At 66.3% G+C, this 21,786-nt stretch carries 17 protein-coding genes; 4 read left to right on the forward strand and 13 right to left on the reverse strand.

What is annotated here, in order from left to right; translation table 11 throughout:
• Nucleotides 1-225: 225 nt before the first annotated feature.
• From RTI28_RS22120 to RTI28_RS22170, 11 genes are all read right to left on the reverse strand, one after another.
• Nucleotides 226-1,560: an aromatic acid/H+ symport family MFS transporter gene (locus RTI28_RS22120; protein ID WP_316922417.1), complete on the reverse strand. Its 1,335-nt coding sequence runs from the start codon at nucleotides 1,558-1,560 to the stop codon at nucleotides 226-228.
• A 162-nt stretch (nucleotides 1,561-1,722) separates the two neighbouring features.
• The gene (locus RTI28_RS22125; protein ID WP_316922418.1) at nucleotides 1,723-2,925 is read right to left on the reverse strand and encodes an acetyl-CoA C-acetyltransferase; all 1,203 of its coding nucleotides are present in this window, start codon (nucleotides 2,923-2,925) and stop codon (nucleotides 1,723-1,725) included.
• Nucleotides 2,926-2,936: 11 nt separating this feature from the next.
• Nucleotides 2,937-3,866, reverse strand: coding sequence for an electron transfer flavoprotein subunit alpha/FixB family protein (locus RTI28_RS22130; RefSeq protein WP_316922419.1), 930 nt, complete (start codon nucleotides 3,864-3,866; stop codon nucleotides 2,937-2,939).
• Nucleotides 3,866-4,615, reverse strand: coding sequence for an electron transfer flavoprotein subunit beta/FixA family protein (locus tag RTI28_RS22135; RefSeq protein WP_316922420.1), 750 nt, complete (start codon nucleotides 4,613-4,615; stop codon nucleotides 3,866-3,868). Before RTI28_RS22135 ends, RTI28_RS22130 begins: the two co-directional genes overlap by 1 nt.
• Nucleotides 4,612-5,439 (reverse strand): CoA ester lyase, encoded by an 828-nt coding sequence (locus RTI28_RS22140; RefSeq protein WP_316922421.1) that lies wholly within the window; start codon nucleotides 5,437-5,439, stop codon nucleotides 4,612-4,614. Before RTI28_RS22140 ends, RTI28_RS22135 begins: the two co-directional genes overlap by 4 nt.
• Nucleotides 5,433-6,278 (reverse strand): protein dehydratase, encoded by an 846-nt coding sequence (locus RTI28_RS22145; protein ID WP_316922422.1) that lies wholly within the window; start codon nucleotides 6,276-6,278, stop codon nucleotides 5,433-5,435. Before RTI28_RS22145 ends, RTI28_RS22140 begins: the two co-directional genes overlap by 7 nt.
• Before the next feature lie 10 nt (nucleotides 6,279-6,288).
• Nucleotides 6,289-7,455 carry an acyl-CoA dehydrogenase family protein gene (locus tag RTI28_RS22150; protein WP_316922423.1) on the reverse strand — a complete coding sequence of 389 codons (1,167 nt, stop codon included), beginning with the start codon at nucleotides 7,453-7,455 and terminating at the stop codon, nucleotides 6,289-6,291.
• Between the two features lie 37 nt (nucleotides 7,456-7,492).
• The gene (locus tag RTI28_RS22155; RefSeq protein WP_316922424.1) at nucleotides 7,493-8,398 is read right to left on the reverse strand and encodes an SDR family oxidoreductase; all 906 of its coding nucleotides are present in this window, start codon (nucleotides 8,396-8,398) and stop codon (nucleotides 7,493-7,495) included.
• A 21-nt stretch (nucleotides 8,399-8,419) separates the two neighbouring features.
• Nucleotides 8,420-9,559, reverse strand: coding sequence for an acyl-CoA dehydrogenase family protein (locus RTI28_RS22160; RefSeq protein WP_316922472.1), 1,140 nt, complete (start codon nucleotides 9,557-9,559; stop codon nucleotides 8,420-8,422).
• A gap of 28 nt (nucleotides 9,560-9,587) precedes the next feature.
• Nucleotides 9,588-10,658: an acyl-CoA dehydrogenase family protein gene (locus tag RTI28_RS22165; protein ID WP_316922425.1), complete on the reverse strand. Its 1,071-nt coding sequence runs from the start codon at nucleotides 10,656-10,658 to the stop codon at nucleotides 9,588-9,590.
• Nucleotides 10,659-10,683: 25 nt separating this feature from the next.
• Nucleotides 10,684-11,547 carry a MaoC family dehydratase gene (locus tag RTI28_RS22170; RefSeq protein ID WP_316922426.1) on the reverse strand — a complete coding sequence of 288 codons (864 nt, stop codon included), beginning with the start codon at nucleotides 11,545-11,547 and terminating at the stop codon, nucleotides 10,684-10,686.
• A 285-nt stretch (nucleotides 11,548-11,832) separates the two neighbouring features.
• Between RTI28_RS22170 and RTI28_RS22175 the strand changes: the two genes are divergently transcribed.
• Genes RTI28_RS22175 through RTI28_RS22185 form a run of 3 tightly spaced genes read left to right on the forward strand, consistent with a single transcriptional unit; the run spans nucleotide 11,833 to nucleotide 15,424 of the window.
• Nucleotides 11,833-13,482 carry an electron transfer flavoprotein-ubiquinone oxidoreductase gene (locus tag RTI28_RS22175; protein WP_316922427.1) on the forward strand — a complete coding sequence of 550 codons (1,650 nt, stop codon included), beginning with the start codon at nucleotides 11,833-11,835 and terminating at the stop codon, nucleotides 13,480-13,482.
• A 23-nt stretch (nucleotides 13,483-13,505) separates the two neighbouring features.
• A complete protein-coding gene (locus tag RTI28_RS22180; protein ID WP_316922428.1) occupies nucleotides 13,506-13,862 on the forward strand; it encodes a hypothetical protein in 357 nt (118 codons plus the stop codon).
• Between the two features lie 2 nt (nucleotides 13,863-13,864).
• Nucleotides 13,865-15,424 carry an MFS transporter gene (locus RTI28_RS22185; protein ID WP_316922429.1) on the forward strand — a complete coding sequence of 520 codons (1,560 nt, stop codon included), beginning with the start codon at nucleotides 13,865-13,867 and terminating at the stop codon, nucleotides 15,422-15,424.
• Between the two features lie 15 nt (nucleotides 15,425-15,439).
• Here RTI28_RS22185 and RTI28_RS22190 read toward each other — a convergent pair whose 3' ends face one another.
• The gene (locus RTI28_RS22190; protein WP_316922430.1) at nucleotides 15,440-16,222 is read right to left on the reverse strand and encodes an NAD(P)H-dependent oxidoreductase; all 783 of its coding nucleotides are present in this window, start codon (nucleotides 16,220-16,222) and stop codon (nucleotides 15,440-15,442) included.
• 71 nt (nucleotides 16,223-16,293) lie between these two features.
• Between RTI28_RS22190 and RTI28_RS22195 the strand changes: the two genes are divergently transcribed.
• Entirely contained in the window at nucleotides 16,294-17,226 is a 933-nt protein-coding gene (locus RTI28_RS22195) for a LysR family transcriptional regulator (RefSeq protein ID WP_316922431.1), read from the forward strand.
• Nucleotides 17,227-17,252: 26 nt separating this feature from the next.
• On the opposite strand, the gene RTI28_RS22200 is transcribed toward RTI28_RS22195, so the two are convergent.
• A complete protein-coding gene (locus RTI28_RS22200; RefSeq protein WP_316922432.1) occupies nucleotides 17,253-21,632 on the reverse strand; it encodes a hypothetical protein in 4,380 nt (1,459 codons plus the stop codon).
• Between the last annotated feature and the right edge of the window lie 154 nt (nucleotides 21,633-21,786).

A 21,786-nucleotide genomic window follows, 5' to 3' on the forward strand; every position in this document is an offset into this window, starting at 1 on the left:
TTCCTGCCGGATCGATTCAAATTTCCGGCGCGGACAGTAAAACATCTGACTTGGGGATTTCGACCCGAAAACCGACGCTCAGAATTTCCCTGGGAAATTTGGGAAAATTCCCACTCTGAACCTCCTTCAGCACTCTCGATCGGATGGCTTGCATACCTTGCGATCCCGACCACGGCTGCAAAAAAAGACGCCCCGGGTAAATCCCCGGGGCGTCGGCGCAAGCCGTCAGACCTTCTGGCAATCCTTGTCCAGTGCCTGTACCCCCTCACGCCGCAAACCGCTCGCCGGGATCAGGCTGGCGAACATCGCCGCCAGTACCGCGGGCAAGGCGAAGGCATAGAAATTCCACTGGTGATCGAGGTTGGCACCGACGATCCAGCCGCCGATCATCGGCCCCAGGATTGCCCCCGCCCGGCCGATGCCCAGTGCCGCACCTACCGCCGCACCGCGACAGGCGGTGGGGAAATAGGCAGCGAGGAATCCGTACATCAGGGTGCTCGAACCAATGGTCCCCAGCCCTGCGCCGAACACTGCACACATCAGCCAGCCGGCATCCGGTTTCTGGCTCAGCGCCAGCAACGACAGCGCACCGATCAGATAGAACGGCACCACCACTTTCTTCGAACCGACACGGTCGGCGAAGCTGGCCCCGGCCAGGGTGCCGACCACCGCGCCCAACTGCAGGACCAGCAGGAACTGCAGGGACGACCCCAGGGCATAGCCGGCGCTGCGCATCAGGTGCGGCAGCCAGGTATTGAGCCCGTAGATGATCAGCTGCGTGCAGAACATGCCGAGGATGAACAGCAGCGCCGCACCACGGAAATTCGCCGAGAACAGCAAGCGGTAGCCCAACAGCCCCTGCACATCGGGCTGCACCTTGTGCTGGGTCGCCAGCTCCTGCAGGACCTGCTCGAAGTCGATGCCATAGCGCTGCGCCAAGGCCCGCGCCTCTTCATGGCGGCCAAGGCCGACCAGGTAGTTGACCGACTCCGGCAAGAGGAAATACATCACCGGCAGGATCAGCACGTAGAGCCCACCGATGGCATACAGGGTGCGCCAGCTGTGCTCCGGCAACAGCGCCAGGGCCGCCAGCGCCGAGACGATGCCGCCCACCGAATAGCCGGTGAGCATCAGGCCGTTGTAGAGCTGGCGGCGCTGCCGCGGGGCGTACTCGATGGTCAGGGCCACGGCGCAGGGCACCACGCCACCCAGGCCGATGCCGCTGAGGAAGCGGAAGATCCCCAGCATCTGCGGCGTCTGGGCGACGGCGCAGAGCGCCGAGCCCACGGAGAACCACAGCACGCCGATCATGATCAGGTTGCGCCGGCCCAGGCGGTCGGTCAGCCAACCGGTGAGGAGAAAGCCCACCATCAGGCCGGCCAGGGTCCAGCCGCCGATCATGCCGGCCACCGCCGGGGTCATGTTCCAGCCAGGTTCTTCCATCAGGCTCGGTACCGTGGCGCCATAGATGATCAGGTCATAGCCGTCGGCCACGATCGTCAGGAAACACAGGACCACTACCCACAGCCCGCTGCGGGCCGATACGTTGCTTTGTTTCATGTGCGCTTGCCTCCCGCCAGGCCCGCACCGACGCCGCCCCGAAGGACAACGCTGGGCGGACCCGGCATTGCGATGATTGTTTTTGTTGTGCGCTGGACCCCGCCGGGACGGGTCCAGCCAAGTGGCAAACCGAAGCGTGTTGAATCCCGAAGGTCGCCCTGCCTATCGACCCGCGCGTTCGAAGATGGCAGCCAGGCCCTGGCCGCCGCCGATGCACATGGTCTCCAGGGCATAGCGCCCCTGGCGACGCTGCAACTCGTGCAGCACCGACGTCATGATGCGCATGCCGGTGGCCGCCACCGGATGGCCCAGGGAAATCCCCGAGCCGTTGACGTTGAGCCGGTCCGGGTCGTTCCAGCCCCAGCCCTTGAGTACCGCCAGCACCTGGCAGGCGAAGGCCTCGTTGACCTCCACCAGGTCCATCTGCTCGAAGCCCAGGCCGGTGCGAGCGAACAGTTTGCTCACCGCCGGCACCGGACCGATGCCCATGGTCGCCGGCTCGCAGCCGGCCGCCGCCCAGCTGTGCAGGTAGCCGATCGGCTCCAGGCCCAGCTCGTCCAGCTTGTCTTCGGCCACCACCAGGCACGCCGCCGCCGCGTCGTTCTGCTGCGAGGCATTGCCGGCGGTGACCGTGCCGTCCTTGGCCAGCGTGCGCAGCGCCGCCAGCTTCTCCAGCGTGGTATCGCCGCGCACGCCCTCGTCACGGCTCACCAGCAACGGCCCGCCGCGCTTCTGCGGCACGCTGAGGGGGACGATCTCGGCGTCGAAGTGCCCGGCTTCCCAGGCCGCCGCGGCGCGTTGCTGGCTGCGCGCGGCGAAGGCGTCGGAGGCTTCACGGCTGATGCCGTACTCGCGGGCCAGGTTCTCGGCGGTCTCGATCATTCCCGAGATGCGCCCGAAGCGGTGCTCCGGCTGCGAGCGCTCGCGGCCGCGATCGAGGCGGTCGTGCAGGGTCACCGACCCGGCTTTCGAGCCCCAGCGCATGTCGGTGCTGTAGTACTCGATGTTGCTCATGCTCTCCACACCGCCGGCCAGGACCACATCGGCGGCGCCGGTCTGCACCATCATCGCGGCGCTGAGCAGGGCCTGCAGGCCACCGCCGCAACGGCGGTCCAGTTGCATGCCCGGCACGCTCACCGGCAGGCCGGCCTCCAGGGCGATCCAGCGGCCTACGCAGGGGGTTTCCGAGCTGGCATAGGACTGGGCGAACACCACGTCGTCGATACGCGCGGGGTCCAGCCGGGTCTGCGCCAGGATGGCGTTGACCACCGCCGCGCCCAGGCGCTCCACCGGCACCGTGCGCAGGCTGCCGCCAAAGGCGCCCACCGGGGTGCGGCGCGGCGCCACGATCGCTGCTCTTCTCATCTCGGTGCTCCTCACAGTGCGGCTTGCAGTTGCGGCACGATCTCGAACAGATCGCCCACCAGGCCGTAGTCGGCGACCTGGAAGATCGGCGCCTCCTCGTCCTTGTTGATCGCCACGATCACCTTGGAATCCTTCATCCCCGCCAGGTGCTGGATCGCCCCGGAGATGCCGACGGCGATGTACAACTGCGGTGCGACGATCTTGCCGGTCTGGCCGACCTGCATGTCGTTGGGCGCATAGCCGGCATCCACCGCCGCGCGGGACGCCCCCACCGCGGCGCCGAGCTGGTCGGCGAGGCTGTAGAGCAGGCCGAAATTGTCGCCGCTCTGCATGCCGCGACCACCGGAGACGACGATCTTCGCCCCGGTCAGTTCCGGCCGGTCGGACTTGGCCAACTGCTCGCCGACGAAGCGCGACAGGCCCTGGTCGGCACCGGCGTCCACCGCCTCGATGCTGGCACTGCCCCCCTCCGCCGCCGCCGGGTCGAAGCCGGTGGCGCGCACGCTGATGACCTTGACCGGCGCGCTGGACTGCACGGTGGCGATGGCATTGCCGGCGTAGATCGGACGCTTGAAGGTGTCCGCGCTGACCACCTCGATGATCTCGGAGATCTGCTCCACATCCAGCAGCGCCGCGACCCGCGGCAGGTAGTTCTTGCCATTGCTGGTGGCCGGCGCCAGCAGGTGGCTGAAGCCCTGGCTGAGCCCGACCAGCAGCGGCGCGAGGTTTTCCGGCAGCAGGTGGGCATGGGCGGCAGCGTCGGCGACCAGCACCTTGCTGACCCCAACGATACGCGCCGCGGCCTCGGCGACCGCGCCGACCTGATGGCCGGCCACCAGCACGGCGACGTTGTCGTCGATCCGGCAGGCAGCGGCCACGGTGTTCAATGTCACGGCGCCGAGGACGCCATTGCTGTGTTCAGCGATTACCAGGACGGCCATCAGATCACCTTCGCTTCGTTCTTCAGTTTTTCGACCAGTTCGGCCACGGATTGCACCTTGATGCCGCCACTGCGGACCGCCGGCGCCTCGACCTTCAGGGTCTTCAGCGTCGTGGCGGTGGACACCCCGAGGTCCTGCGGCGTCAGCACCTCCAGCGGCTTCTTCTTGGCTTTCATGATGTTCGGCAGCGAGGCATAGCGCGGCTCGTTCAGGCGCAGGTCGGTGGTGACCACCGCCGGCAGGTTCAGCGCCACGGTCTGCAGACCGCCATCGATCTCGCGGGTGACGTTCAGCGTGTCGCCGGCCACCTCGACTTTCGAGGCGAAGGTGCCCTGGGCGTAGCCGCTGAGCGCGGCGAGCATCTGCCCGGTCTGGTTGTTGTCGCTGTCGATGGCCTGCTTGCCGAGGATCACCAGGCGCGGCTGTTCGCGGTCGACCACGGCCTTGAGCGCCTTGGCCACCACCAGCGAACCGGGTTCGTCGGCGCTTTCCACCAGGATCGCGCGGTCGGCGCCCAGGGCCAGGGCGGTACGCAGCTGCTCCTGGGCCACACCAGCGCCGACCGTGACCACCACCACTTCACTGGCGATGCCTTGTTCCTTGAGCCTGACCGCCTCTTCCACGGCGATTTCGCAGAACGGATTGAGGGCCATTTTCACGCTGGCCAGTTCGACGCCGGTCTGGTCCGCCTTGACGCGGACCTTGACGTTGAAATCGACCACTCGTTTCACTGCAACGAGGACTTTCATGCTTGGGATTCTCCAACGGGGCTGGAACGGGAAAGGATGCGGCGGGCACGCTCGATCAACGGGCGATCGACCATCGCCCCGTCGACCTGCACGGCACCGCCGCCACGCACGGCCTCCAGCACCCGGCGCGCCCAGCTCACGGACTGGGCATCGGGGCGGAAGGCCTGGTTGATGGGCGCGACCTGGCGCGGATGGATCGCCAGCTTGCCGCCGAAGCCCAGGTGGCTGGCGATCAGGGCGTCCTGCTGGACCGCGGCGGGGTCGTCGAAGCTCGGCGTGACCCCGTCCAGCGGCGCTGGCAGGCCGGCCAGGCGCGACTGCAGGACGAGCATGCCGCGGCAATGGCCGAGGGCCTCCCAGCTCGGCTGGCAGCCCAGGTCCAGGGCCAGGTCCAGGGAGCCGAAGGCGGCCTGCACCACCCCCGGCTCGTTGAGCAGCGCACCGAGGTCCTGGAACGCCGGCGCGCTTTCCACCAGGGCGATGACCGGCACCTGGCGCCCCATCAGGGCATGGATCAGGCGAATGTCCGCGGCCGTCTCGGCCTTGGCCAGCATCAACGCGGCGAACCGCGTCTGGCGCAGGGCGGCCAGGTCGGCCTGGAAGGCGTCGCTGCTGCTGGCGTTGATCCGGAGGATCACCGGCACCCGCTCGATGCCATGCCGGGCTACCGCTTCGCGGGCCAGGGCCTTGGCCTCGGGTGCCACGGCGTCTTCCAGGTCGAGGATCACCGCGTCGGCGCCGCTGGCGGCAGCCTTGGCGAAACGCTCGGGACGGTCCCCCGGGACGAACAGCGGGGCCAGGGGTGCACGGAATTCAGTCAGCATGTCGCGCTCGCCTCCATGTTCAGGTTGCCGTCGGCATCCTGGGTCCAGGCCTGCAGGGTGTCGCCCGGTACGCTCCAGGAGGCCGCCGCGCGGAACACCCGTCCGGCGATCAACGGCACCTGGCCGCGATAGGCGAAACGCGCCGGCACCCGCCCGGCATGCCGGGCCACCAGGTTGAACAGCAGGCTGGCCTGCAGCGGCCCGTGCACCACCAGGCCCTGGTAGCCCTCCACTTGGGTGGCATAGGGCAGGTCGTAATGGATGCGATGGGCATTGAAGGTCAGTGCCGAGTAACGCATCAGCAAGGTCGGCGGTGTCTCGACCCAGTGCTCCAGCTCGCCACTGCGCTCGACGCCAGCGGCCGGTGCCGCACCAGCCTCGGACGGTCCGCGGTAGACGATGTCCTGGCGCTCGCGGATGGCCAGGCGGCCGGCGCAGGACAGTTCATGCTCGACGGTGACGAAGCACAGCTTGCCACTGCGCCCGTCCTTGAAGCGGATGTCGCGGATGGTCGACAGGCGCTGGATCGGCTTGTCGATCGGCAACGGCGCCAGGGTCTGCACCTCGCCACCGGCCCACATGCGCCGCGGCAGCAGCACCGGCGGCAGGAAACCGCCGCGGCGCGGGTGACCGTCCTCACCCAGTTCGGCCATGCCGGCCAGGGCCGGGCCCGGCGCCAGGCACCAGTGCAGGCCCGGCGGGGCGAAGCCCTCCGACTCCCACAGGTGCGGTGCCAGGGTCGCGCGGTAGGCGTCGAGCATCTGCGTGGTGATGATCGCCTCGCAGCGCTCCTCGCGGCCCAGCCACTGCTGCAATTGACCCAGATCGTTATCACTCATGGTCCTGGCCTCAGTAGGAGCGCGGCATGCCCAGCAGGTGCTCGGCGACGTAGGACAGGATCAGGTTGGTGGAGATCGGCGCCACCTGGTACAGACGGGTCTCGCGGAACTTGCGCTCGACGTCGTATTCGTTGGCGAAGCCGAAACCGCCGTGGGTCTGCAGGCAGGCGTTGGCCGCTTCCCACGACGCCTTGGCCGCCAGGTACTTGGCCATGTTCGCCGCCGCCCCGGCATTGCGTCCGCTGTCGTATTCCTCACAGGCGCGCCAGCGCATCAGGTCGGCCGCCTCGATCTCGATATGCGCTTCGGCAATGGGGAACTGCACGCCCTGGTTCTGCCCGATCGGCCGGCCGAACACCACGCGGTCGCGGGCGTACTGGCTGGCCTTCTCGACGAACCAGCGGCCGTCGCCGATGCATTCGGCGGCGATCAGCGTGCGTTCGGCGTTGAGGCCGTCGAGGATATAGCGGAAGCCCTTGCCTTCCTCACCGATCAGGCTGCTGGCGGGGATCTCCAGGTTGTCGAAGAACAGCTCGTTGGTCTCGTGGTTGACCAGGTTGGCGATCGGCTGCACGGTCAGGCCGTTGCCGATGGCTTCGCGCAGGTCGACGAGGAAGATCGACATGCCGTCGACCTTTTTCTTCACCTCGGCCAGCGGCGTGGTGCGGGCCAGGAGGATCATCAGGTCGGAATGCTGGACTCGCGAGATCCATACCTTCTGGCCGTTGATCACGTACTTGTCGCCACGGCGCACGGCGGTGGTCTTGATCTTGGTGGTGTCGGTGCCGGTGGTGGGTTCGGTGACGCCCATGGACTGCAGGCGCAGTTCGCCGCTGGCCAGCTTCGGCAGGTAGTAGCGCTTCTGCGCCTCGCTGCCGTTACGCAGCAGGGTGAACATGTTGTACATCTGCCCGTGGATGGTCCCGGAGTTGCCACCGCAATGGTTGACCTCCTCCAGGATCAGCGACGCCTCGGCCAGGCCCAGGCCCGAGCCGCCGTACTCTTCCGGGATCATCGCCGAGAGCCAGCCGGCTTCGGTCATGGCCTTGACGAAGGCTTCGGGAAAGCCCTTTTCTTCGTCGATCCGGCGCCAGTATTCGGCGGGAAACTCCGCGCACAGGGCGCGCACGCCATCGCGAATTTCCTGGTAGCCCGCGTGGGCACTCGTAGCACTCATAACGCTCAACCTCATGTATCCGTTAACGGCGGTGGGATCAGACGGGGTCCCAGGTGAACACGTCGGCGCTGACCTGCAGCGGCGTGAAGGAAGCGGCCAGCGCCGGCATACCGTGCTCGGCGATGGCCTGGGCGGTCCAGCCCTCGCCCTGCTGCACCGAACGCAGCGGGCGGTTCTGGCTCATCAGGAGGATTTCGTTGCGGCGCACGGTGAACACCTGACCGTTCACTTCCCTGGCCTGGTCCGACAGCAGGTACACCGCCAGCGGCGCGTTCTTCTCCGGGGTCATCTGCTTCAGGCGCTCGACCCGTGCCTTCTCTTCCGGGGTGGTCTCGGGAATCGCACTGGTCATGCGGCTCCAGGCGAACGGCGCCAGGCAGTTGGAGCGCACGTTGAAGCGCTGCATGTCCAGGGCGATGGATTTGCTCAGCGCCACCATGCCCAGCTTGGCCGCCGAGTAGTTGGCCTGGCCGACGTTGCCGATCAGCGCCGAGGTGCTGACCATGTGCACGAAGGCCCCGCCGTTCTGCGCGCGGAAGCGCTCGGCAGCGGCGCGGCTGACGTAGAAACTGCCGTTCAGGTGCACGTTGATCACCGACTGCCAGTCCTCCACGCTCATCTTGTGGAAGATGGTGTCGCGGATGATCCCGGCGTTGTTCACCACGCCATCGAGACGGCCGAAGCTGTCCATGGCGCAGTTGATGATGTGCTGCGCGCCGTTCCAGTCGGCGACGCTGTCGGTGTTGATCACCGCGCGCCCACCGGCGTCCTCGATCAGCTTCAGGGTCTCCTGGGCCGGACTCGCCGAACCGCCCTCGCCGCCCAGGGACACACCCACGTCATTGATCACCACCGCGGCGCCGGCCTGTGCCATCGCTACCGCCAGGGCCCGGCCGATACCGCCGCCGGCGCCGGTGACCACCACCACTTTGTTGTCGAGCATGTCGTTCTCTCCGTCGTTCACTTACAGGCCGAGCATTGCCTTGGCCAGGATGTTGCGCTGGATCTCCGAGCTGCCGCCGTAGATGGTCGCGGGGCGCGCCTGGAGAAACAGGCCGGTGGGGTTGAGGTTGCCGTTGCCCTCGATGGGTTCGAGGTACGCCGCGTACTCCCCGGCGATCTCCAGCATGTAGTCGGTGATGCGCTGGAACAGCTCGGTCTGGTGCACCTTGAGCAGCGACACGTCGGCCCCCAGGTTCTCGCCGCGGCGCAGGCGCTCGGCAAAGGTCTCGAACAGCAGCTTGTGGTCGTCCAGGTCCAGGCGCAGGCGGGTCAGGCGGTCGCGGAAACCGGGGTCGTCGCACAGGCCCAGGTGCAGGCCGAGCACGGCCAGGCGGGTCAGGGCATTGGCCGACTGCTTGGGCGAACCGAGGAAGATCCGCTCGAAGCCCAGCAGCGCCTTGGCCATGGTCCAGCCGGCGTTCATCTCGCCGACCAGGTTGGCCCTGGGCACGCGCACGTCGTCGAAGAACACCTCGCACAGCTCGTCGTGCAGATCGAGGTTGAGGATCGGCCGCACGGTCACCCCGGGGCTGTCCATCGGCACCAGCAGGAAACTGATGCCCTCCTGCTTCTTCGCCGTCTTGTCGGTGCGCACCAGGAGGAAGATCCAGTCGGCATCGGTGGCCAGGGTGGTCCAGATCTTCTGGCCGTTGACCACCCACTCGTCACCGTCGAGCAGCGCTTCGGTGCGCAGGCTGGCAAGGTCCGAGCCGGCGTTCGGCTCGCTGTAGCCCTGGCACCAGATGTGCTCGCCGGACAGGATGCGCGGCAGGAAATACTGCTGCTGCTCGGGCGAGCCGTAGCGGATCAGCAGCGGGCCGAGCAGCATGATGCCGTGGTCCGGGGTACGGGCCACGCCATGGTCCTCGAACACCTCGGTGTAGATCAGCTGCTTGGCCGCCGACAGGCCCATGCCGCCGAACTCGCGGGGCCAGCCGGGGCACAGCCAGCCGTGCGCGGACAGGGTCATGTACCAGTCCTTGACCTCCTCCCAGTGCAGGCGCTTGGGCAGGTCGCGCAGCGGCTCCGGGAAGTGCGCGTGGAGGAAGCTGCGCACCGTCTGGCGGAACTGGTCGTCGCTGAGGGCGTTGAAGTCGGGCAGTTGCGGGGTGTCGCTCATGATGGGGTCCTCAGACGCTGGTCAGACGGGGCATGCAGGCGTCGTAGCGGCGCCGGTGCTGATCGGATGAGCCATAGAGATTGGCCAGGGTCATGGCCTTGCGCAGGTACAGGCCGACGTCGCATTCGTCGGTGTAGCCAATCGCGCCATGCAGCTGCACGGCCTGGCGGGTCACCAGCAAGGCGGCATCGGCGGCGCGCGCCTTGGCCCGGGAAACGGCAGCGCGGCGCTGGCCGGCCGGGGCACCGCCATCGCAGGCGGCGGCCGCGGCGTCGAGGCTGGCGCGCCATAGGGCCAGTTGCAGCTTGAGGTCCACGGCGCGGTGCTGCAGGACCTGGAAGGTGCCGATGGTCTGGCCGAACTGCTTGCGCGTGCGCAGGTAGTCGAGGGTCAGGGCGAAGGCCTGCTCGGCCACGCCCAGCAGGTAGGCGGCGGTGCCCAGGGCGGCTTCGTCGAGGGCGTAGTCCAGCGCCGGCGGGTGCAGCGGCAGCGATTCCGCGGTGACCTCGTGCAGGTGCAGATGGCCGAAGTGGCCGCCGTCCTGGGTGACGACGATCTCCAGCTTCACCCCCGGCGCCTTGGCCTCCACCAGGGCCAGGCCCTCCGGCGTGCTGACCAGGAAGCCATCGGCGGCGCCGGCCATGGGAATGCACAGCTTGCGCCCGCTGACCTTGCCGTTGTGCAGATGGGTCGCGCCCTCCGCGGTGCTCAGGCTGTCGATCTCTTCCTGCAGCGCCGGCAGCAGCAGGCGCTCGCCGCCCAGCTGGGCGCTCAGTTGCTCGCCGTCGAGCAGGCGCGCGGCCAGCACCGCCGGCACGAACGGCTCGGGCAGCAGCGCGGCGCCGAACACTTCGAGCAAAGCGCAGTATTCGGCCATGCCCAGGCCAATGCCGCCCCGCGCCTCGGCCAGCGACAGGCCGAGCCAGCCGTTGTCGGCCATCTCGCGCCACACCGCGCGGTCGAACCCCGGGGTCTGGTAGCGCAGGCCGCGGACCCTGGCCAACTCGCTGGCCGGGGCGAACGCGACGGCGCTGTCGCGGATCATGCGGATGTTTTCCAAACGTTCTTCAGGCGAATGCATGTCGGTCTCCTGGCCTGGTATGAATTCAGTTGTCGGACGCGGCGAAGGTCGCCAGGCCGTTGCTCACCACCAGCACGTCACGCTCCACCACCCAGGCGCGGAACGAGCCGTCGCGCCAGATTTCGCTGCGGATGGTTTCGCCCGGCAGGACCGGCGCGCAGAAGCGCAGGGCCATGCCGCGCAGACGGCTTGCCTGGTAGTCGCCAAGGGTGCTGAGCAAGGCGTGGCAGACCGTGCCGAAGGTGCACAGGCCATGCAGGATCGGGCGGCTGAAACCGGCCGCCCTGGCGGCCGCGGGATCGGCGTGCAGCGGGTTGTCGTCGCCGTTGAGGCGGTAATAGAGGGCCTGCTCCGCACGGGTGGGCAGGTCCACGCGGAAATCCGGCTCGCTGTCCGGCAGGCGATGAGTGTCGAACAGCGGCGTGCTGTCGCCGCCGAAGCCGCCACCGCCACGCAGGAAGGTGGTGCTCAGGGTGCTGGCCAGCATCTGTCCGCTGGCGGCGTCGCGCACCTGTTTTTCGGTGTAGAGCAGGGCGCCCTGCCCCGGGCCCTTGTCCACCACGCCGACGATGCGGGTTTCGCCGATCACCTCGCCTTCGACGGGCAACGCGGCATGCAGGGTGATGCGCTGCTCGCCATGCACGACACAGGACGGATCGACCCCGGAACACGGATCGCCGAGCCAGAACCCCGGATGACCGAGCACCAGGGCCAGCGACGGCATGGCGCGCAGGTCGCGGCGAAAATCGACGTAGGCCAGTTGGCGTTCGTCCAGTGGATCGGTGCCCAGGCCGACGGACAGGGCATACAGCGCCGTCTGCTGGCGGGTCAGGGTCTGCCGGACCACAGGAATCGGATAAGCAAGCAGCTTTTCAAGCTCGATGGGCATGACGCCATCCCCTTGTTCTTGTCGTTGTTCACGAATTGAGGGGATGTTTGGGCAAGGCAAGGTTCATTTCAATTTACGAATTCGAAAGTGCCGCCTCAGTGAAATCGCATTGCAATTGCGCGGTTTTCCGCGGCCGTATCCCGCCTGTTCGCCTTCATTGACGTCGAAGTGGCACTTGGCATTTCGCAAATTGAATTCCCCGCTTGCCTGCCAAATCATTTCGTTCCATGGGTCCCGCCCAGCCATCAGGCGCGGGACGAGGCATCGTCACAGAGAGGTCGAGCAGTGGAACGTGAAGCAATGGAGTTCGATGTGGTCATCGTCGGTGCCGGCCCCGCGGGGTTGTCCGCCGCGTGCCGGTTGAAGCAGCAGGCGCTGGAGCATGGCCAGGACATCAGTGTCTGTGTGGTCGAGAAAGGCTCCGAAGTGGGCGCCCATATTCTCTCCGGCGCGATCTTCGAACCCCGCGCGCTGGACGAGCTGTTTCCCGACTGGCAGGCGCTGGGCGCGCCGCTGCTGACGCCGGTCAAGCGCGACGACATCTACTTCCTGCGCGACGCCGAACGGGCCAGCAAGGTGCCGGACTTCTTCGTCCCGCGGACCCTGCACAACGAGGGCAACTACATCATTTCCCTGGGTAACCTGTGCCGCTGGCTGGCGCAGCAGGCCGAAGCCCTGGGCGTCGAGATCTACCCCGGCTTCGCCGCCCAGCAGGCGCTGTTCGACGACCAGGGCCGGGTCTGCGGCATCCTCACCGGCGAGCTCGGCGTGGACCGCGACGGCCAGCCCAGGGCGGGCTACACCGCCGGCATGGAACTGCGCGGCAAGTACACCCTGTTCGGCGAAGGCTGCCGCGGTCATATCGGCAAGCAACTGATCGAGCATTTCGACCTGGACCGCGACGCCGACGCCCAGCACTACGGCCTGGGCCTCAAGGAAATCTGGGAGATCGATCCGCAGCGCCACGAACCCGGGCTGGTGGTGCACACCGCCGGCTGGCCGCTGGACAACGACAATCCCGGCGGCGCGTTTCTCTACCACCTGGAAAACCACCAGGTGGTGGTCGGGCTGATCGTCGACCTGTCCTACCGCAATCCGCACCTGTCACCGTTCGACGAGTTCCAGCGCTACAAGCACCACCCGGTCATCCGCCAGTACCTGGAAGGCGGCAAGCGCATCAGTTATGGCGCCCGGGCGATCTGCAAGGGCGGCTTCAACTCGCTGCCGAAGATGGTCTTCGCCGGCGGCGCGCTGATCGGCTGCGACCTGGGCACCCTGAACTTCGCCAAGATCAAGGGCAGCCACACCGCGATGAAGTCCGGCATGCTCGCCGCCGACGCCATCGTCCAGGCCCTGGCACAGGGCCGCGGCGGCGACGAACTGCACGAGTACGTCGAAGGTTTCCAGGCCAGCTGGCTGCATGACGAGCTGCTGCGCAGCCGCAACTTCGGCGCAGCCCTGCACAAGTTCGGCGCCATCGCCGGCGGCGCCTTCAACTTCGTCGACCAGAACCTGTTCGCCGGCCGCCTGCCCTTCACCCTGCGCGACCGGCAGCCGGACTACAGTCGCCTGCAGCCGGCGGCCAAGGCCCCGCGCATCGACTATCCCAAGCCCGACGGCAAGCTCAGCTTCGACAAGCTGTCCTCGGTGTTCCTCTCCAGTACCAACCATGAGGAAGACCAGCCGGTGCACCTGCAACTGAAGGACCCCGAGCTTCCCATCTCGCTCAACCTGCCGCTGTACGACGAACCCGCGCAGCGCTACTGCCCGGCCGGCGTGTACGAAGTGGTGAACAGCGACGAGGGGCGTCCGCGCCTGCAGATCAATGCGCAGAACTGCCTGCACTGCAAGACCTGCGACATCAAGGACCCGGCACAGAACATCACCTGGGTCGCCCCGGAAGGTGCCGGCGGTCCCAACTATCCCAACATGTAATACCCGCCCAAGGAGGCATCTGCATGAAGATCATCGTTGCAATGGCGGCGGCAGCGGCATTGACCGGCTGCGCCAAAGGCTTCTTCGAATCCCACGCCAGCGGCTTTTCCGCCACCGCCGAGCAGGCGCCACTGGCCTATGTCCAGTGCCTCGAACCGCGCTGGCAAGCCCCGGGCACCACGGCCTCGAAGATCAAGACCCGCACCGGCTACACCCTGGAGGTCGCCACCGCGCATACCGGGCCGATCGCCCTGGCGGTGGTCAACGCCACACCCGGCGGCAGCGCGGTCGAGGTGTTCCTGCCGACCGCCCAGGGCCGCGCCGAGCGCTGGGAAGACGCGGCCCGGGCCTGCCTGAGCGCCACCCGGCAAGGCCTCTGAGCATGCCCTCCGCCGCCGTCCTCGCCCCCGGCGCGCCCCAGGCCGGAGGCTGGCGTGGCCTGCTGTTTCCCCTGGCCATCGCCCTGTGCGTGGGCCTGGACTACTTCGACAATGCCGCCTTCGCCTTCTTCATCCGCGACATCGCCGGGGGCGTCGGCGCGCCGCCGGACGAGCTGGTGTGGTCGTCCAGCGCCTATGCCGTCGCCGGGGTGCTGGGCATCCTCCAGCACCAGTGGTGGGTCGAGCGCGTCGGCCAGCGCCGCTACCTGGCCGGCAACCTGTTGCTGTTCGCCCTCGGCGCGGTGGCCAGCGCCTGCAGCGAAACCTCGCTGCAACTGGCTGGTGCCCGGGCCCTGCAGGGCCTGGCCATGGGCCCGATGCTAGGCGCCTGCCGGATTCTCCTGCAGCTCAGCTTCGCCCCTGCCCAGCGCAGCTCGGCGGTGCGCCTGTTCCTGATCCTGATCCTCTTCGCCAGCGCGCTCGGCCCCATGCTCGGCGGTACGCTGATCGCGCTGTTCGGCTGGCGTGCGGTGTTCCTCTGCACCCTGCCGATGGCCCTGCTGATCGCGTTGCTGGTGTTCATGGTGGTGCCCGGCAGCGGCCAGTTGCTGCCCGAGGAGCGCCAGCAGACGGCGCTGTGGCCCTGGCTGCTGGCGGCGCTGGCCCTTGCCGCGTTGCAGGTGGTGATCCAGCAGTCGCGCTTCGCACCGTTCAGCGAATCCCCCGGCATGGAGGCGCTGGCGCTGCTCGGGGTGCTGGTCCTGGCGGGTTTCGTCTGGCACCAGTGGCACGCGCCCAGCCCGCTGCTGCACCTGCACACCCTGAAGGAAGCGACCTTTCGCAGCGGCCTGCTGCTGTATGCCCTGTACTACTTCATCAGCAACGCCCTCGCCTACCTGGTGTCGCAGCTGCTGCAGACCGGGCTCGGCTACCCGGTGGACAACGCCGGCCACCTGGTGGGCGTCACGGCCCTGTGCGCAGTGCCGGGCGCCTTGCTGTACATGCGCTACGCCGGCAAGGTGCAGCGCAAGAAGTGGATCTTCGTTCCCGGCTTCCTGCTGATCGCCGTCATCTGCGTGTGGCTGGCCAGGATGCCACCCGACGTCAGCACCGAGTGGTTGCTGCCGCCACTGATCCTGCGTGGCCTGCTGCTGATGTTCATTGCCCTGCCGGTGGCCAACGTGGCCTTCCAGTCGTTCGCCATGGACCTGTACCCGCACAGCTACCGGATCAAGAACATCGTCAAGCAGATCGCCTATTCCCTGGCCACGGCGAGCATCATCGTGCTGCAGCAGCATCGCTTCGACTTCCATCGCAGCGTGCTGTCGCCGAACCTGTCGCTGAGCAATCCGCTGTTTCGCAGTGTCCAGGAGACCCTCTCCCGGCACTTCCAGCACGCCGGTCATGACCTTGCCAGCGCCCGTGAACTGGCCCTGGCGCAGCTCGACCAGGTGATGATCGTGCAGGCCAGCTTGCTCAGCTATATCGACGGTTTCGCCCTGCTCGCCGTGCTGTCCCTCGCCGCGGCGGGGTTCGCCCTGGGCCAGCGGCGCATCGATTGAAGCCTGCGCAACGGCTCAGGCATCCTGCAGATGCATGTCCAGCCCCTGCACCCCCGGCGCCAGCTCGGGGCGCAGGGTCAGTTCAGGGATCAGGTAGTCGCCGCCGTTCTGCCGCCGCCAGGCAATCGGCGCATCGCTCCACAAACCGTCCAGGCGCTGCTCCAGCACCGTGCAGGCCTGCGCGAACGCCTCGGCATCGATACGGCTGGTGCGATGCAGGACGAAGGGCGGCAGCACCTCGAAGCCCGGATAGAAGAGGATGCCGTGCTGGATCGGAAACAGGATCGCGTCCAGCGATCCATTGATGCCCCGCGGCGCGTAGTGCGAGGCCCAGCCGCCGGTGCTGACCATCAGCATGGCGCGCTTGCCGCTCATGTTGCCCTCGCCGTAGCGGTCGCCCCAGTGGCGATCGGAGTGCTCGCCCACGCCGTAGGCGAAACCGCAGGCGTAGACCCGATCGACCCAGCCCTTGAGGATCGCCGGCAGGCCGAACCACCACAGCGGGAACTGCAGGATCAGCGCGTCGGCCCAGCGCAGCTTGTCCTGCTCCAGGGCGATGTCGAGGCTCTGGGTGCCGTCGGCATAGGCCTGGCGCGAATCTTCCGCAACCCGGAAGCGCACCCCCGGCTGGCTCGCGCGGTTGTCGCCGACGTCGATCAGCGGGTTGAAGCCCATCGCGTAGAGATCGGACACCTGCACCGCATGCCCCTGGCGTTGCAGGTGGGCCAGCGCATGGTCCTTGAGCGCGCCATTGAGCGAGCGCGGTTCGGGGTGGGCGTAGACGATCAGCACATTCATGGGGGTACTCCGCAAGAGGTAGGCCGCGCATGATGGGCAATCGCACGATATAGTAGAAATGAATATCCAATATGCCAGGTATTGCCGTGCATGATTCCCTGCGACGCCTCGACCTCAACCTGCTGGTCACCCTCGATGCCCTGCTCGCCGAACTCAATGTGACCCGTGCGGCGCAGCGCCTGCACCTGGCGCAGCCGACGGTCAGCGTGCAACTGGCGCGCCTGCGCGAGCTGCTCGACGATCCCCTGCTGCTTCCCGGTCCGCGGGGCATGCGTCCCACGGCGCGGGCCGAGGCGTTGCGCGCGCCGCTGCGCCAGGCGCTGGAGGCCTTGCATCAGGCGCTCGCGCCGGCGCAGGGCTTCGACCCGGCCGCCGCCACGCAGACCTGGCGCCTGGCCGCCACTGACTACGGCGCATCGACCATCCTCCTGCCGGCCCTGGCCAGGATCCGCGCCGCCGCCCCGCGCAGCCGGCTTGCCGTGCTCGACCTGCAGCCCGCGGCCATGGTCCGCCAGGCCGAGCTGGGCGAGATCGACATGGCCTTCCATATCGCCGAGCGGGCGCCGGCGCAGCTGCGCCAGCGCTTGCTGTTCGTCGAGCAGTACGTGCTGGTGGGCCGTATCGATCACCCGAAGCTGCGGCGCAAGCCGACCTTGAAGCAGTTCTGCGCCCTCGAACAGGTGATCGTCTCGCCCGATGGCGGCGGCTTTCACGGACCGACCGATACCGCCCTCGCCGAACGGGGCCTGAGCCGTCAGGTGGTGCTGTCGGTGCCGCATTTCATGTTGCTGGCGGCGGTACTGGCCCGTTCGGACCTGGTGGCCATGGTGCCGCAGCGCCTGGTGCTCGGCGATCCCCGGCTCAAAGTGGTGGAGGCCCCGCTGGCGGTGCGCGGGTTCGAGATGGTGATGCTGTGGCCGGAGCGGGTACATCGCGATCCGGGGCATCAGTGGTTGCGCGGGGTGATCGCCGGGTGTGTGGGTGATGGGTCCGTTGCTGGTTGAGGCAGGCAACCTGTTCGTCGGGCTTGTTATGGCTCGGCAGCTTGATCAGGCAAAGAAAGCGCAAGTCTCCCATCGCCGCGGATTTTCTTGACCTGCACCCGCAGGACCTGGTCCTGGACGTAACGAGCGGAAAGATCGGTACCTCCAGGTAGCTGACTGCGATGAAGCAGCCCTAGATGCGAGCCGACCGTCAGAAATACACCGTAGTGTTGTACCCCTGTCACATGTCCGTCGTAGACGCCACCAACCACCAGGTCCTCTGGAACACAATCGTTTTCCACTCCTGCGTAGCGCAACGCCAGACCTTTTCCCGTCGGTTCCAGGATTTCCACACTGATCGTGCTTCCCACGGGATACGTTACGGCAAGACTCGCCCAGTCCCGGCATTTGCTTCGATGCAGCAGCCCTGCCTGTCCCCCGACGCTGACACGCAAACCGAAATTTCGCCTCTCGATTACACGACCTTCATGTACCTCTCCGGGCACAAGCCGTACAGGCTTCTCAAGACCTACCTGGACTACCTCGCTGTCCACATTCAATGTCTGCACAAAGAAGGTCAGCTTCAGGCCTTTAGTACCGCGAGCGCGATCATTTTCATTTGCCCATACCGCCATGAGCCCGATCTCCAGCTCGACCGAGCACACCGTTTCTTTGACCACCGTCACTTGACCGTTGATGGGCAATCCTTCATCCAGACATCGACGCGCAGTGGTCCAGGCGGATGAGTTTCTGCGCTCATGCACGGCCCGCCACCAGCTCTGCACCGCTTCGGGAAGTTCGCTATCACTGGTCAAATCACCGATCAACGCTTGCGTTCGGCGCCAATGTTTATTGTTTGGAAGGGCTGTGATTCGCCGCTCCAGCGCGCAAGCGAAATCGGCTGAAGCTGCATGGTAGGGTGCCGCGACGATGAACTTGGCGGCCAGCACCGGCCACTCGGGCCTGGTGTCGGTGAGCTTCAGCCAACTGGCCGTTCGCTCAAACAGGTCAGCGTTCTGGAAGCGTCGATCAAGCAGCGCCTCACAAACGAAGCTCCATCCCTCGGTAAGATCCCGTCCCACCAGCCACGCCACGCCCAAGTGCAACAATTCGGTGAGCGGCACAGCATCAGGACTTGCATCGGCATATCGCAGCAAGTCCTGCCAAATGTGCGCCCAGTCGGCCCGGTCCTCGCGACCAGACAACCATGCAACGGCCTGAGACAGCAGTTCAGCGAGCATTGCCTTGTCAGACAGCACATCTGCCTGCTTCAGCAAATCCTGCCAGATATGCGACCACTCGATCCGGTCCTCACGACCAGCCAACCACGACACGCCTCGACTTATCAGCCCAGTGATCGGCACGACGTCCGGCAACTCGTCTGCGTAGACCAGCAGCAGCTTCCAGGTATATGACCACTCGGCCCGCTCCTCGCGACCGGCCAACCACGACATGCCTCGACGTAACAGTTCAGCCATCGGCACTGAATCAGGTAGAGCATCGGCATGTCTCAGCAAGTCCTGCCAGATAAACGACCACTCGGCCCGGTCCTCGCGCCCCGCCAGACATGCAAAACCGCGTCGCAACAGTTCAGCCCGAGGTAGCGCATCAGGTAGCGCTTCGGTATAGACCAGCAAGGATTTCCAGACATATGTCCACTCAGCCTGATCCTCACGACCAACCAGCCACGTAATGCCTCGGTGCAGCAATTGAGCGAACGGAACGGCGTCAGACTGCGGGTCGGCATGTTTCAGTACCTCCTGCCAGACATGCGTCCACTCGGTCCGATCCTCACGCCCCTCCAACCACGAAACGCCTCGACTCAGCAGTTCAGCGAGCGACAACTCATCGGCCTGCGTTAACAAGAACCGCCAGACATACACCCACTCGGCCCGATCCTCCCGCGCGGTTAGCCACTCCATACCACGGCGCAATAGTTGAGCCGCCGGTACAGCATCAGGCAGCACATCGGGACGCGTCAGCAAAGAGCGCCAGACATACGACCACTCGGCACGATTCTCATGCCCTGCCAACCATCTCGTCCCCAAGATCGCCAGATCTTCCACTTGCGGACTGCCACGCTCAGCTAAAGCATAAAGATCCTGAAGGACATAAGCCCAATCAGGGCCATCCTGCTCGGCACGCACACGACGCATCCCGAGAAGCAGTACAGGATCGGCTTTCCAGTCTGGCTCAGTCCCATCAAGCAGCAGTTTTTTCCAGACAATATGCCAGTCAGGCCGGCGCAGATGATGCTGCAACCAGCTGAACGCCATGTTCCGCCAGACAGCTTCATGCCTGGGGTCAGATCGCAGGCAGTCCTCCCACACGAAAGACCAGGTGGGGTGATTGATCTGCCTCAGCTTTCCAAGGTGCTCGCGAGCCCATACAAAAAGTTCGTCATGGCCTGGATAACAGTCGATCAGCCGGCCCCACGCCCCCGGCCAGACTTTATAGGCCTGCCCCAGTTGCGCCAGCGCCGTCTCCAGCAGATCCTCCCCCAGCACACTGACAATATCGGGCGCCGTCGTAGCCCAGCAGGCCCAACTGACAGAGGCATCGGCCTGCCCATCCTCATCCAGCACCATCTGGTTGCCACACCAGGCCTTGGCACACTCACGGGCCAACTGGCCACGCTCCACGATGCTCAAGCGCTCGCTGATAAGGCCTTCTTCATTTACCGAAAACAGACGCAGCAACTGGGACACCAACCCCGCGTCCCGGGCGGCGAGTACACGCTGGAAGGCGGTAACCAGATCGTTGGTGTACGCCAACTTGTTCGCAGGCTTGCGCAAGGCCTGGTAGAGGGCATCCGCCAGGTGCGGATGGGTCAGGCGCACGGTCTGCCCTTCGCTGCCCATTTCAAACAGGCTGAAATCCCCTTCACCGTTGAGCGTGGCCAGTTTCTCGCGGTCGCTGTCACTCAGCCAGTCGTACGGCGTACTCAGGTAGAGGCGGTTCAGCGCAAGCGGCAAGCGCAGCGCCTCATCGAGGCCATTGAGCTGTACCCGCTCGCCAAAACGCAGGGCGAAGGCGTGCAGATCGCCGTGCGCCAACTCGACCGCCACCGAGATGAACAGGCCGCCATCGTCCTGTGACGCCTGGGACACCGCAGGGCCGCGCCGCGACGCGCGACCGGTGCGCTCGCGATACCAGGCTTCGACCTCGGCGGCCTCGTCGGCGGCGATGGTCTGGATGGTCTGGCGATGGAGATCGAAGCCACGGTAGGCGGAGTCCTCCTTGAAAGCGTCGGCGAACTCCGTCGGGCCGCAGGTCAGGATCATCGGCCAGGTCTGATGACCACGCTCGTCGATGAACTCGCCCAGGCGACCGAGATCGAGCCGGGTACGGGCGCTGCGATCGTAAAGATCATCGATGGCGATGAAATCCGGCCGCCATTGCGCCGGCGCATCGGCGATGGCCCGCAGGGCCGGTTCCAGCAGTTCGGCCTGGCCTTTGAGCCAAAGCACTTTCCAGCCTTCGCCGACAAGGCGCTCGACGGTCTGCAGCAGCAACACACTCTTGCCAACGCCAGAGCGCCCGCTCAGCCAGAAGACCCGGGCCTCGCTTCGCAGATCTCGCAAGCTGAGATCCTGACGTTCGAGCAACGTCGCATACAGGGCGTTCAGGCGATGGGAGCGCGGCATGTACTGCTGGTCGCGCAATCGCGCCAGGGTGATCTCACGGCCGATTTCCAGGGACCGACTGGGAACGGCATTGCGCTGAAAGTCCGCCGCCGTCAGCAGTTGCCCAGGCAGTTCATGTGCTCGCCGGTCAGCGGCGAAGCGTTCGCAGATGTCATCGCGGATGCGCTGGGCATCCGCCGGCAATGGATCGCGGCTCAATGCCCGCTCCAGAGCGAAGCGCAGGAAGCCGTAGGGGTCTTTCAGGTGCGTCCAGACGGCAACCACCGCCCGCCACCACGGATCCGCTTCGATGGCGGGTGGCAGGAGCCGCCCCTGGCGCAGAAGCGCGTCGATCGTGGGCCGTGCGGGGTGGGCCGCCGGTACGTCAGTCCATTGCAGGCTGGCGTCGCCTTGAGAGGCGACCAGTCTGAACGTCACCTGCGCACTCATCTGTGGATGGTGCGTGGTCAGGAAGCGCTGGATGGTCTCGACTTCGGCAGCGGCATCGGCGACGGCCTTGCGTGTCAGGGTGCGCTTGACCTGGATGCACACCAGCGCCTGGTTCGCGGCCTGTCTGGCGACATCGGAAAGGGCTTCGAGGAAGAGCCGGCCGACCTCGTCGAGCACGGCCCCTCCGGCGGCAAGCGACTCCACGAGTTCGGCCAGATAGAAGCGCAACTGGTAGTCGAAACCCGCCAACGCATGAATACCGCCAAGTGCCCTGTGTGGTTCCGCTCGCTCATACGCCGAGAGGATGGATGTCATATCTGCCATAGAAACATCGAAGACCTGGTAAGACACGAACAACCCTTCGCCACTGGCCGGTCGTCATTCGGTGTGCGCTTTGAGTCCAACTTCCCGACGAGACGGTAGCAAAACGATGGCCTTCAGGCAAAAGCCTGCCGGACCAACAGAGGCCCGGCAGATCGAGGCGAACACCCCGCGGCCTTGTCCG

Origin of the sequence: Pseudomonas sp. zfem002 (assembly GCF_032621685.1) — a bacterium.
GTDB classification, from domain to species: Bacteria; Pseudomonadota; Gammaproteobacteria; order Pseudomonadales; family Pseudomonadaceae; genus Aquipseudomonas; species Aquipseudomonas japonica.

Excerpts from the sequence above, each read along its gene's own strand:
- RTI28_RS22120 (WP_316922417.1), bottom strand. The coding sequence starts at position 1,560 with ATGAAACAAAGCAACGTATCGGCCCGCAGCGGGCTGTGGGTAGTGGTC.
- RTI28_RS22125 (WP_316922418.1), bottom strand. The coding sequence starts at position 2,925 with ATGAGAAGAGCAGCGATCGTGGCGCCGCGCCGCACCCCGGTGGGCGCC.
- RTI28_RS22130 (WP_316922419.1), bottom strand. The coding sequence starts at position 3,866 with ATGGCCGTCCTGGTAATCGCTGAACACAGCAATGGCGTCCTCGGCGCC.
- RTI28_RS22135 (WP_316922420.1), bottom strand. The coding sequence starts at position 4,615 with ATGAAAGTCCTCGTTGCAGTGAAACGAGTGGTCGATTTCAACGTCAAG.
- RTI28_RS22140 (WP_316922421.1), bottom strand. The coding sequence starts at position 5,439 with ATGCTGACTGAATTCCGTGCACCCCTGGCCCCGCTGTTCGTCCCGGGG.
- RTI28_RS22145 (WP_316922422.1), bottom strand. The coding sequence starts at position 6,278 with ATGAGTGATAACGATCTGGGTCAATTGCAGCAGTGGCTGGGCCGCGAG.
- RTI28_RS22150 (WP_316922423.1), bottom strand. The coding sequence starts at position 7,455 with ATGAGTGCTACGAGTGCCCACGCGGGCTACCAGGAAATTCGCGATGGC.
- RTI28_RS22155 (WP_316922424.1), bottom strand. The coding sequence starts at position 8,398 with ATGCTCGACAACAAAGTGGTGGTGGTCACCGGCGCCGGCGGCGGTATC.
- RTI28_RS22165 (WP_316922425.1), bottom strand. The coding sequence starts at position 10,658 with ATGCATTCGCCTGAAGAACGTTTGGAAAACATCCGCATGATCCGCGAC.
- RTI28_RS22170 (WP_316922426.1), bottom strand. The coding sequence starts at position 11,547 with ATGCCCATCGAGCTTGAAAAGCTGCTTGCTTATCCGATTCCTGTGGTC.
- RTI28_RS22180 (WP_316922428.1), top strand. The coding sequence starts at position 13,506 with ATGAAGATCATCGTTGCAATGGCGGCGGCAGCGGCATTGACCGGCTGC.
- RTI28_RS22185 (WP_316922429.1), top strand. The coding sequence starts at position 13,865 with ATGCCCTCCGCCGCCGTCCTCGCCCCCGGCGCGCCCCAGGCCGGAGGC.
- RTI28_RS22190 (WP_316922430.1), bottom strand. The coding sequence starts at position 16,222 with ATGAATGTGCTGATCGTCTACGCCCACCCCGAACCGCGCTCGCTCAAT.
- RTI28_RS22195 (WP_316922431.1), top strand. The coding sequence starts at position 16,294 with ATGCCAGGTATTGCCGTGCATGATTCCCTGCGACGCCTCGACCTCAAC.